Origin of the sequence: Pricia sp., from assembly GCF_041745955.1 — a bacterium.
In the GTDB taxonomy this organism is placed as follows: Bacteria; Bacteroidota; Bacteroidia; order Flavobacteriales; family Flavobacteriaceae; genus Pricia.
The window spans coordinates 1-11037 of the sequence record NZ_JBGTHY010000551.1; the positions used below are offsets into that span (position 1 = coordinate 1).

12 protein-coding genes are annotated in these 11037 nt (G+C 43.1%); all 12 read right to left on the reverse strand.

Going from position 1 to position 11037, the window contains the following annotated elements:
- Positions 1–460 precede the first annotated feature (460 nt).
- Positions 461–823, reverse strand: a complete 363-nt coding sequence (locus ACEW8S_RS19850) for a type II toxin-antitoxin system HigA family antitoxin (protein ID WP_373519846.1) — start codon at positions 821–823, stop codon at positions 461–463.
- A 4-nt stretch (positions 824–827) separates the two neighbouring features.
- Positions 828–1124, reverse strand: coding sequence for a type II toxin-antitoxin system HigB family toxin (locus tag ACEW8S_RS19855; RefSeq protein WP_373519847.1), 297 nt, complete (start codon positions 1122–1124; stop codon positions 828–830).
- A 199-nt stretch (positions 1125–1323) separates the two neighbouring features.
- Entirely contained in the window at positions 1324–1797 is a 474-nt protein-coding gene (locus ACEW8S_RS19860; protein ID WP_373519848.1) for a DUF6730 family protein, read from the reverse strand.
- 11 nt (positions 1798–1808) lie between these two features.
- Positions 1809–2978, reverse strand: a complete 1170-nt coding sequence (gene mbpA / locus ACEW8S_RS19865; RefSeq protein ID WP_373519849.1) for a mobilization protein MbpA — start codon at positions 2976–2978, stop codon at positions 1809–1811.
- Positions 2975–3934 carry a toprim domain-containing protein gene (locus ACEW8S_RS19870; RefSeq protein ID WP_373519850.1) on the reverse strand — a complete coding sequence of 320 codons (960 nt, stop codon included), beginning with the start codon at positions 3932–3934 and terminating at the stop codon, positions 2975–2977. Before ACEW8S_RS19870 ends, mbpA begins: the two co-directional genes overlap by 4 nt.
- 208 nt (positions 3935–4142) lie before the next feature.
- Positions 4143–5351: a VapE domain-containing protein gene (locus ACEW8S_RS19875; protein ID WP_373519851.1), complete on the reverse strand. Its 1209-nt coding sequence runs from the start codon at positions 5349–5351 to the stop codon at positions 4143–4145.
- Complete coding sequence (locus tag ACEW8S_RS19880; RefSeq protein ID WP_373519852.1) at positions 5351–5635, reverse strand: helix-turn-helix transcriptional regulator; 285 nt, start codon at positions 5633–5635, stop codon at positions 5351–5353. Before ACEW8S_RS19880 ends, ACEW8S_RS19875 begins: the two co-directional genes overlap by 1 nt.
- Before the next feature lie 545 nt (positions 5636–6180).
- Complete coding sequence (locus ACEW8S_RS19885; RefSeq protein ID WP_373519853.1) at positions 6181–7143, reverse strand: MBL fold metallo-hydrolase; 963 nt, start codon at positions 7141–7143, stop codon at positions 6181–6183.
- 205 nt (positions 7144–7348) lie between these two features.
- Positions 7349–8725 (reverse strand): erythromycin esterase family protein, encoded by a 1377-nt coding sequence (locus ACEW8S_RS19890; protein ID WP_373519854.1) that lies wholly within the window; start codon positions 8723–8725, stop codon positions 7349–7351.
- Between the two features lie 182 nt (positions 8726–8907).
- The gene (locus tag ACEW8S_RS19895) at positions 8908–9342 is read right to left on the reverse strand and encodes a hypothetical protein (protein WP_373519855.1); all 435 of its coding nucleotides are present in this window, start codon (positions 9340–9342) and stop codon (positions 8908–8910) included.
- Complete coding sequence (locus ACEW8S_RS19900) at positions 9320–10234, reverse strand: MBL fold metallo-hydrolase (RefSeq protein WP_373519856.1); 915 nt, start codon at positions 10232–10234, stop codon at positions 9320–9322. The genes ACEW8S_RS19895 and ACEW8S_RS19900 overlap by 23 nt, the downstream gene beginning before the upstream one ends.
- Before the next feature lie 86 nt (positions 10235–10320).
- Positions 10321–11037 (reverse strand): SDR family oxidoreductase (locus ACEW8S_RS19905; protein WP_373519857.1); only part of this gene is annotated, 717 nt, incomplete at its 5' end.

The following is an 11037-nucleotide window of genomic DNA, read 5'->3' on the forward strand; positions in this document are numbered from 1 at the left end:
TTGCTCATAAAAGTCCAAAAGACCTGTTTTTCCTTTATGGTCATTTTGGATGTTGTTGTATTTACTTTGATAAACTTCGGCTTTTCGAATAGCTAGAATCCGTTCTCCCAATTCCAGATTCTCCTTATTCTTTTTTCTTTCGGAAGGTGTTTCGGGTTCGGTAGTTAAATATCGGAAAACAAAATTTTAAGAAATTATCAAGTATCTAATATATAGTCATTTGCATCCAAATGAAATCAAATGATATTGGAATCTATTTGCCGATGCAGTAATTGACGAGTACATATTTTACAGGGGTTTCTGGGGTTTGCGACGCAAATGGGAGACAAACGTCTAAACGAGGTACAAATTTGTTCAAATTGGATTTGTGGACTAAGCTTGCTTACTTCTATATATCAGGTTTTTTGCGCAAAAAACTTGACATTTATTTCGATATCTTCGGGAAGTAGTTCAGTAGGCTTCATTGCAAAATAATATCGCTATCGATATTCAGTTTTTGGTGCAAAGCTTTGGCAACGTTTAACGTAATTTCCCTTTTTCCGTTCAAATAATCACTTATTCTAGATGCGCTGGTATTTAAGAGAGCGGCCAAATCTTTTCTTTTTAAGCCCATCTCGAACATACGTAGTTCAATCATTTCTACAAGGGTCGGTAATCCGATTGGAAAATGGATTTCCTCGTACTGCTCGATAATATCGCTAATCTTTAAAAATTCTTTTGCCAAGGGGTCTTCCAACGGTGTATTGTCATCGACAATATCTATCAACTCTTCTAAGCGAAGGTTTGCCTTAACGTATTCTTCATGTGTTATTAATTTGCCCATAATGTTATAATTTATCGATATTCTTTATTCTATCGTAATCCCTATGATTACCGACCCATCGAATTAATACCTTCTTGAACTTGAATCGTACAATGGCCACTATCCGGTAATGGTTTCCCTTGACGTTAAAAACAAATCTTCCATTTCCAACGTTATCCGCCGAATTAAAGGTGTTCTTTAAATCAGCAAAACTATCCCATTCCGCCTTATTTGCTTTTTTATACCAATCTTGCAGGGCCACTTTCGCATTCGTTTCTTTCGAAAAATACTCTCTTAGTTTTTTAAATGAAAGGACGTGCACTTGAAAGGTTGTGTTTATTTAGAACGTAAAGATAAACTTTAAATTACATATTTGGTTATTAAATTTCACAAATCGTAATTTAAATATTTTTGGACTATCCTCCCAAATCTTACCATAACTTGCCTGCGCGTGGATCCTGTGGAATTTTTGTAGCGATTCCGGCAGATTAGCGTCAAGCAAAAATTCCATAGGGCGCACCCTACTTTTGATTTGGAACGCTGTCTTTTTCTTCCGTCCATTTCCGGTACGACTTATAATGCCCGGGGTACCGGTCAAAATACCCCCGCAGACTGGATATCTCCTGTTGCTCCCCTTCGGCGAAGGCCTTTTCCCGAATATCGTCAATGTGAGATATCCTGAAGGATAGATAGCCTATAATTATTAAGGAAACGAACCAGATCACATAGTGCAAGAGAAGCTTTGCTTTCGGAATCAGGCTAGCCTTGGAGACCCGTTGCTCAATATTTTGTACGGAGCTATCAATTTGGGAGATATTGGCCTTTTCCAGTGCAAGATGTTCCCGGAGCATGGACTCTATTTCCAAGGTATCAGGTTTAATTTTGATTTTGTCAACATTTTGCTTCAACCGCTCCAACCTATCCACCGCCTTGTTAAACCCGTCCAGCTCATCGCTCAGGAGTTCCATTACCTCGTCCAGTTTCTTATATCCCATAATTTGTTGTTTTAATAACCTATTCCTGGATCGGTTGCCCTTTTGATTACTTGCTTTAGTGCATTTTTGGCCAAACTCGAAGCAAGGTTGGTGCTCATTTCCAAGGTCTTTCCCAATAGTTGTATCAACTTGCCATACTCTATTGGTTTTCCCAAGCCTTCATTTTGCGAAAGCTGCCCTAGAATTTTTCCTCCGGACATGGAGCGGTGCACCTCGCTGGCCTTGAAATTGTGGCCTTGGTATCCGAACCGGAACCCCTGCAACCTGTTCGCCCGGTTGATACTCGGTATAACCTCCACGTTCCGTGATTTCATCGCTTTCATATAACCGTCGAGGGTTTTTGGCCTTTGGTCCTCCATCACCCTTTGGTGTATGTTCCTTATTTCGAGACGTACATGTATGGAATCCAGTTCTTTTTCCAGTTGTACCTCCCTGGCCTTGGTCAGTCCCATTCCCTTGGCCACGTTTTCGGCGGCCAGTTGGCTCCGCTTCCCTATAAAACTGTCGTTGTATGCCTTCCCGTCAAAGCCTATCCGGTTGACATATAGATGCACATGGGTATGGGCCTTGTCCCTATGGACAAAGGCAATGGCCTGCCGTTCCTTCAGCTGCATTTCCTTGATGAACCTTTGGGCCATTTCGTTCAGTTTCTCCTTGGTCAGTTTGGCACCGTCCTCCCGTGTGGGGCTGAGTACGAAGCTCAGGGTGTTCTTTTGGCAACGCGTATTCTGCTCTTGGATGATATTGAACTCCTCGGTTATCTGTTTGGCATCGTTGCCAGCCAGATGTTGGCTATAGACCACCTCTGCCTGTTTCTCCTGGTTCCATCCGTAGCCTATGGATGCCCCTGTGTGCGCAATTGATTTTCCCTTTCCGATCATCCCTTTATTTTTTGAAGTGTACAGGTGTGTCCTGATCTGTTCCGCCAGCTGTGCTACCTCGTCGGCCAGTTTCGGGTTCCGTTTCTTGAACATATTGCCGATGCTCGTAAAGTTGTTCTTGTACTTGACCAGCATCTTGTAATGGGCCATCTGTTCCCCGGTCAGACGTTCGATGACCGAATTTTCGAAGGCGGAGCTGCGGCAGTATTCGGAAAGCGAAATTCCTGCCCGCTGCGCCCTTTTTTTGAGCAGCTTCTTTTCGTAGATGGAACACCGGAACTTGATGTAGGTCCTTTTCATTTCCTTTTTACTTTGCGAGCATCGGGAGCAAGGCAAGATCGTTTTTGTGGCAACAAAAACACATCTTGAATTCCCTGCCCGTTTAAATCTTCTGTACTGCCCATGAGCCGTTCGTTGATATCCTTAAAACCTTTGTAAAGTGATGACCTGTCATTACAGTCCTGGGGATGCCCTATCAATTTTTGGGTAGTTTTTCTTCCATTTTCATCATTGTACAAATAGAGGTCGATGCCAGTATAACCGTCAATTATCTTCATCGCTCTTTGGACAAATGCCGTGGAGTTCAGTACCAAAAGATCATATTCGGATTCTAGCTTTTCACTGTTTTCCAGAATCGATAACAGGTCGAACATCCCTTCCGTAACAATCAGCTTCCTATTTCCATTTTTTATGTGGGTGATGTCCTTTGGTGAACTGGGGTTTTTCACGTATTTGTTTCGAAGTTCCCACCCGCCCGAGTCGTTCTTCAGTCCAATGGCGAAATAGCTTTTGTCCTTGAACCTGTAATGGACTTCCCTGCAATATCCCAAAGCGGTTCCCGGTTCGATATTCCTTGATTTCAGATAACCTTTCAATGCTGGATGGATCAGCTCTTTGACAGCTATGATTTCGATTTTGGTTTCGTTTTCTACCTTTTGAAAAATCGGTTGCTGCTGAAAAGAAAAAGAGCTCCGGTCCCCTGCGATCAGTTCCAATGCTTTCTTGACCGATGATTTGGAGATTAGGCATACCAGGTCGATGACGTTCCCGCCTTTCCCCGCCCCGTGGTCGTACCACCTGTTCAGTTTCTTGGACACCTTGAAAGAGGCTTTGGCCTCGGGCCGGAACGGACTGAGGAACCAAGCTTCTTTCCCGGTCGATCTGGTCGGAAAGTGCCCGAGTTTTGCCAGCGCCCTTTCGATGGGAAAAGCTCGGGCTCTTTCAAACGATAGTCCCTTTGTTCTTTTTCTTTTCATCAGCTTAATTTTTGTAATTCCTCCTACCTTCCCGCCCGGCACAATGATTATGGGGCTTTTGGCTTAGGTTGGATGTGTTTTTGATGTTACCTATCCTACCTGTTGGGTAGGTTGGGTAACCCTTAGGTAAGATGGGGGTCCTACATCGTACCTAAGGTTATGCCCTGTTCCCATTGACTTTCTTTTCCCTTAGGTAACTTGGTAGGTGTTATTCCCTTTTTTTCGGAAGTTCCATTTCCCAAGGGGTGTCCGTAAAAAGTGGTTTGGCCAGATAGCCGTACAGCTGCCGTTTGGGATGTTTCACTTTCTGGAACCCGAACCCGGCCAGCGCACGTCCGATATTTATATGGTTCAAGCGCAGGTTGAGGCAGCCCGTTGCGACCATCACATCGGACGCCGTCCTGAAGTCCTCCATGTCGGTCGACTTCTCGTAGTACTTGGCAACGACTTCTTGCTCCGAGGTCAGCTTGGTGTATCTCTTATTACGCTCCTCGTTCTCCAGGATATCCCTGATGGACAGTTCGGGATCGAAGTTGGGATTGTAATAGGCCAGATGGTAGGCCTGTGACCATACCCCGTTGATATCGGTTTCCTTGGAATACCCAAAATCGATCTTGTCCTTCAGTTCGAAACATAGCCAACGGACGGACCCGGTCTCGTCGTTCAGGAAAGAGGACATATTGGTGCTTCCCATAAAGGAGCATATCCTGGGCAGGGTCGTGTTCTTCCGGTCATAGGGCAGCCGTTCGTTGATAAAGGTCTTGGAGAAAAACGATTTTAGCGCGTTGACATCCTTTTTGGATAGTACGGCCAGTTCTTCCAGATTGTACAGAAAGTTCCGGCAGAGCTGGATCCTTGCGTCCTTGTCGTTACTGATATCTTCCGCCATGTATTCCGCCAGTTCGGGCGGACGGAGAAATCGGCACCATGTGGATTTTCCGGAGTTCTGTCCCTGATGTGACAGTACGAAGGCCTGTTTGTTGAAATAGTTGAGCTCCAAAGCGCATTTTATCGACCGTACCAACCATTTCTTGAAATGGTAGTTGAAGGCTTCTTTCTCATAGGTGGGAACATAGGAGGCCAGTTTGAGGATGTGATCGTTCCCGTCCCATTTGGGAAGGGCCTCGAAATATTCCCTGATGGGATTGTACTTGGGTATCCATTCCGAACGGATAAGGATTTCCAGTTTCCCCGTCGGAATATCGACCCCTGCCTTGGCCAGTTCGATGATCAGGGAGTTCAGGTTCAGGTACTGCCACTCCCTGGAGCCTTTGAAGGCTATCTGAAAGTCATGGGAGATTTCATTGTACGTTATGTCGTACTTGGCCTCCAGGTATTCCATGGTATAGTCGTATACCGTCTTTTTCTTGGCGTCCTTTACCTGGTAAAGGTTATCGCTTTGGCTTCTTGAAACCATCACCTTCTATTTTTGAAAGTGTAGCTTAGTGCCTCGCCCTTGATCTCGGTATGGGATTTCCGTCTGTTTTGAAGTAGCCAGTTGTTCAGCTTCCTCTTTTCGAAGAAAATCATTTTCCCGTTGGGCTTCGAGTGCGGAATATTTCCCGAAGCGGTCAGTTTATAGAGATAGCTTCGCGATATTCCGGTGTAGTCACATGTCTCCTCGAAGGTTAGCACCTCCTTATTGGCTATTACCAGTTTTTCCAGACGATCTAGTCGTTCCAGGATTAAAAAATTGCCCATTGGTTTCCTTTTTTAGGGTTACGAAATGAACAAAAGCGCTTTTGTTTTCTTTTAAAGAATTCTTGGGATAAAACTACCAAAAAGGATAGGGGAAAGCTAAGGAATCATTTTATTGTTATTCACAAAAAACTGATTTACAATTACTTATAACAATTCGATTCAAATCGAACCAAGGTTAATTCAGCAAATAAAATTTGGTTTCAAAACGTACCAAATGACACTATCGGATATTTGTTAAAATTGAAGAATTTTGAGTTATCAACAATTGAAACTAAGGGAATAAGAAAATAATAGCTTCAGAGAAAATTTTAAGGTCTTGACTGATTTTAATGAGTCTATTCCAAACTGTTTTTGAATAAAACTCCAAGAAGAATGAAATTTTATACATTATCCCGTAAAACGTTCGTTTAATGAAACTCCTTAATATGGGATAAGAAATATCATTCCCAATCATAAACGCTAAATTTAAGATTAGAACGACTTTGTGCGGACGAAGTTGAGAACCGGCTTCTGCCTAGGCATTAATTGTAGCATTGTTGTCAGTTTCATTTTAAATATACCCATTTCCAATTTGAGTTTTCCTTCTGCACGGCTCCCAAACCGGGAAAATCAAAGTGAAACGCATTGATCATCATATCCTCTTTGTAAGCCAAGTCCAATAGTTTGACCCGTGTCCTTTCGGCTTTGTTATTGTCAAAATCGTAATTCGTTTGCCATTTGATATTCTCGATGTGAAGTGGATGTAGGAAAGAGTCCGAGACGTACAGCAACCGATTTCCCCTTTCTTCCTGATTGATAATCAGGGCCAACTGTCCTGGTGTATGTCCTGCGGCATTGACGGCCGTTATACCTGGAATGATTTCTTCGAAATCACCTTTTACCAAATTCAGGTTTTCGTTTTTCAACGGGGTTATATTCTTCTCGATGTAATACTTGAATAAGGGTATTTGTTCGTCGGATTTCGAGGAATGCCAAAAGTCCCATTCCACATCGCTCACATGAAACATGGCGTTGGGGTAGTTCAACTTCCCTTTCTCGGTGAATACTCCCCCGATGTGGTCCAAGTGGAAATGTGTCAGGATTACATCCGTGATTTCTTCCCCCGCCACTCCATCCTGCGCTAGAAAACGAGCTAACTTCCCCTTAACAATGAACTCATTTCCCCTAAAAACCAACGGCTCATCCAAGTAGCCCGATCCGGTATCGATTAATATTTTCCTGCTCTCATCCTGTAAAAGAACGGCTATAAAGGGGGAGGGGATGTTATCGGCATCTAGGGCGTATTTTTTCAGCGATACAGTCAATGCTTCCTGGTCGGCGTTGATGAAGTAATCCTTCGCATTATATTTCCACATCAAGTCCCTGTAAATCGTACAATCGAATTTCCCTAGTTTGAATTGGTATTTTTCCTGTTCCATCATTTTGGTGATATATGTCGGAAGAAGCCCTCCTATGGGAAGGGCACCGGCCAAGAACGAACTTTTATTTATAAATTCCCGTCGGTCCATTTTCCTACAAGTTTAAGTAAATTGAACTAATATACCGTAACATGTTATGATATTATCTATGCTATAAGCAAATCGAATCTTGCGAACCGATTGTCGTTTTGTAACCTCTGAACATATCCTTTTGAGGGGTAATAATCTTCATTGTTCGAAATCCTTACCCAATCTGTACAATTGATAAACAACGGTTTGCACAAAGCCTCCGGCCTTAAAATCGCTCACCCCTGGAAACGGTCTCTAGGGCGTTGGGTGTGGGTACGGCCGATGTGGTACGCCCAACGAACAAGATACCATCATAGCGGACGGCCGGGATTGTCATTTCTTCCCCAACTGAAAAACTCAACCAATCATGGCGGCGGAATTGCTGTGGGGCGTTAAGCCACTTCCTTACATAGCCCTCCGCTGTTGAAAAGCGTAGGTCAAGCCATCCGTTGCCCTGCATCGCCTTCGATAGATACCAGGCCATATAGCCTTTGGGTGCCGGTACAACGTAAGGTTCTTCTAGGTCACCAAGTGCATTTGAAGAATAATGCCGGGACTGGTAGTAGCCCTCGTTGAACTCGAATCCCAGGGCATAATACGCTGTGCCGAACCTTTTCCTGAATTCATAGCCCATGTTAGGCTCTCCGTTAGCCGGCCGACCCATACTTATATGAGCATTATGTGCCCAAATGATAATTTTTTCAACCGATGTATCCATATCCAAAATACGAAACAGATTGGCAGCCAGTCCTCTGGACCTCACCATGTTGGGATGGGCGTTTTCAGGAAGGGAGTCTTTTATATTATTTAACAGAAATTGCTTCATCGTGTCGAGATACATCATTACCTGACCATGTTCCCGTAAATTAGCGGCATCAATTTTTCCTCCATGTTCGGAAAGTTCGTCAATCAACTGCAGTAATCGCGGGTAAGCCGCCTTGAGTTCCGGTTGGACGTCGGCCATAGTCATTGGCCAATGCCTTATTCCCAAGTTAGCAATGTTCTGTAGTAGTGATGCGGTAGCTTCGATGTTCTTAAAACGATATTTTCGTAAATAGGCCGCCACTTTCTCGGCCCCGACCTCATTGTAACCGAAGTCCAGCCCATAAAACCGCACTTTCCTTTCATCGGGAACCCTTTGGTTATAGGCGCGTATCCAATCGATCAATGATAGCAGTTCCTGGGTATCCCATACAACGTAGCCTTGGCCTGTCAGCACATTTTCGCGATTGCCTTTGCCGTAGAGGACATAATCATTGATGGGAACACAATTCGAATGGCTCGCCTCGAGGGCGAAAGCTTGGAATCCCATTTCCGTGACAAGAAATTCCAACAACCGATGTTTTACTTGAAAGAATTCCCGGGTTCCATGGGTGTTTTCCCCAAGGCCTACGACTTTGACATTTTTCAATATTTTCTTTAATGGCTGCAGATCCGAAAAGCCATTTTCGGCTTCAAGATGTTCAATGGGTATACTGTTTTGTCGGAGCCATTCAATGATTTCGTCGTCGGTTTGTGATATTTTCTGCTGTGCCAAGGAAAAATTGGTCAGTAATAAACTGATCAATAGAATCCAAAAATGAAATTGAATTGTGTTTTTCATAGGTTGTGGATTACAATTATTTCATTGGCCAAATAGTTACGACCGAAGTTAGTTTTCATTAGGAATCAAATCCGAAAATGTAAGGATTGTCGATAGCGAAAATTTCCACGATATTCGTGTTGGAAATACGTCGGGCTAGAACTTCTGAAAGAATGCAAACCTGTCTATATATCCTTTAAGTCTTACTCTATTGCCCCCAAGCCTTTGAGAACAGCGTAATTATCCTTCAAAATATCAAACTTCTCACCGAATTTTCCATCGACCACAATGAAATACCAGGTCTCTTCCCAAGACAGTTCCTGATTTTTGGCCTCAACATTCCGGAGTAAACCGTCGCCATAGGAGCTATTTTCAAAAGCGAATGTCTCCGCATATGTAGCCTCTATGTTCAGCCAAACCATCCCCTTGTTGCCATCAACGGCCAAATACTGGATGGTCGACCTGTAATCCGGGAACGACTTTCTGAATGCCGAATGTTCTTCTAAAAAGCCCTCGGAATTCCGAAGATATTTAACGGTTTTTGACTTCCAATCCGGCGAGTTTACGGCATCGAGATACTCCTTGATGAATTGTTTCGTCCTTTCTTCCTCAGTTTCAAGCGCTTCGTAAGCCTTCAATTTGGTAATAATATGGTTTCCATTGCCACCCTTTATCTTTCTTTATAATATGGCCAAGGCTTGGAAAGGGTGAAAAATGCTGGGCATGTACTAGCGCTTTTCTTTCTGCAACTAAATCACAGATCTTTCGTTTGCTGTGGACTGCTATGCCCGGCATCATATCAAAGACCATTACCAAATCAGGTCGCTCCAACAGAAAGGGAAAAACCACCGTATCGCTGGTAAAAAACAATTCTTCTCCTTCAGAGGAAAAAGAAATTGCCAAGTGGCTCGGAGTATGCCCTGGTGCAAAGTGTAGCGAAACACCGGGTAAAATTTCGATTTCTTTCGTTATAAATTCAATACGATCTTTAATGGGACCAAGCTGTCCATGAGCTATCTTCATGAATATTTCAGTAGGGACGATCTTGGATAAATGTTCATCAACTTTCTTGGATGCTTCTTCAGAGAACCAGAAATCCCACTCAATTTTCCACATAATATATCGTGCATTAGGATAGTTTGGTTTACCTTCTTCATTTAATGTCCCTCCAATATGATCGGGATGTGCATGGGTGATAATTATGGTGTCAATATCTTCCGGTCGAATACCGGCTAATTTCAGGTTGTTTACCAATTTACCCGTGTTTGGTCCCAATGTACCGGCGCCCATGTCCGCTAGTATTTTGTGCTCACCAGTGTCGACAAAGAGGAACGTATAAGGGGAGGTAAGCTTATCTAACGGGATATGATGATGGTGCAGAATTTCTTTTACCTTATCCTCTGGAAGCCCGGAAAACATGAGTTTGGGATCATAATCATAGCTGCCATCACTAACGGAAATGCATTCAAACCGACCGACTTTGAATCGGTAGAACCCTTTTTGAAGTAGTTGTGTGGTTGTTGGTTGCATGCTGTAATTAGATTTTATGGTCAAGTTTACTATCTAATTCAAATTCGGCCTTGTTATGCTATCTATACCGATCAATTCATATGAACTCAACTTTTTGCATAATCATTTACAGAGGTCAAATGAATTGGAAAATCATCTAGCGTATTTTTCATGTCAATTTCACTTCCCTTTACAACACCCAGTGTTAATGCCGCAAAGGATTCACTCAATGGGTCTTGAGCTCCGTCTCTTTGTGCTGTGACTGCTTCTTCCGGCACAAACTGAAGCTCAAACTTTTTCTCTTTTGTTGCCTCAAAAATATTCACTACTTCAAGCGGACTTAATGCTTCCGGTCCGCCGAGCTCAATTATTTTATTCTTGGCAGCAGGGTTATCTAATGTGACTACAGCAAATGACGCTACATCTTTTATGGCTATCCACGAAATCTTGTTCTTCCCTTCTCCATAGATGGTCGCTTTCGTATTGGGATAATCAAAACCTAATGCAGGGCTTAACCATACCTCCATAAAATACGTTGGTTGTAAAATCGTATAATTCAAACCACTTTCAACAAGGTGTTTTTCCACTTTACGTTTAGCGATTTGCAATGGAAATTTGCCAGGCATTTCGCAAAATGAAACATAAACAAATTGCTTGATGTTTGCATCTATAGCAGCATCGATCAAATTATTTTGTCCTTCATCATCCACTGTTTGAATGGAATCGCCTTCCTGCCTTGATAGCGTTGAGGAAACGGTTGAAATAATAGCTGAAGCTCCGTGCAAAGCATTTACTAATGAAGGCTTATCTTTCAGATCCCCTTC

Bases quoted from the DNA above. Each gene is read 5' to 3' on its own strand.
- ACEW8S_RS19850 (WP_373519846.1), bottom strand. From the start codon at position 823: ATGGGCAAATTAATAACACATGAAGAATACGTTAAGGCAAACCTTCGC.
- ACEW8S_RS19860 (WP_373519848.1), bottom strand. From the start codon at position 1,797: ATGGGATATAAGAAACTGGACGAGGTAATGGAACTCCTGAGCGATGAG.
- mbpA (WP_373519849.1), bottom strand. From the start codon at position 2,978: ATGAAAAGGACCTACATCAAGTTCCGGTGTTCCATCTACGAAAAGAAG.
- ACEW8S_RS19870 (WP_373519850.1), bottom strand. From the start codon at position 3,934: ATGAAAAGAAAAAGAACAAAGGGACTATCGTTTGAAAGAGCCCGAGCT.
- ACEW8S_RS19875 (WP_373519851.1), bottom strand. From the start codon at position 5,351: ATGGTTTCAAGAAGCCAAAGCGATAACCTTTACCAGGTAAAGGACGCC.
- ACEW8S_RS19880 (WP_373519852.1), bottom strand. From the start codon at position 5,635: ATGGGCAATTTTTTAATCCTGGAACGACTAGATCGTCTGGAAAAACTG.
- ACEW8S_RS19885 (WP_373519853.1), bottom strand. From the start codon at position 7,143: ATGGACCGACGGGAATTTATAAATAAAAGTTCGTTCTTGGCCGGTGCC.
- ACEW8S_RS19890 (WP_373519854.1), bottom strand. From the start codon at position 8,725: ATGAAAAACACAATTCAATTTCATTTTTGGATTCTATTGATCAGTTTA.
- ACEW8S_RS19900 (WP_373519856.1), bottom strand. From the start codon at position 10,234: ATGCAACCAACAACCACACAACTACTTCAAAAAGGGTTCTACCGATTC.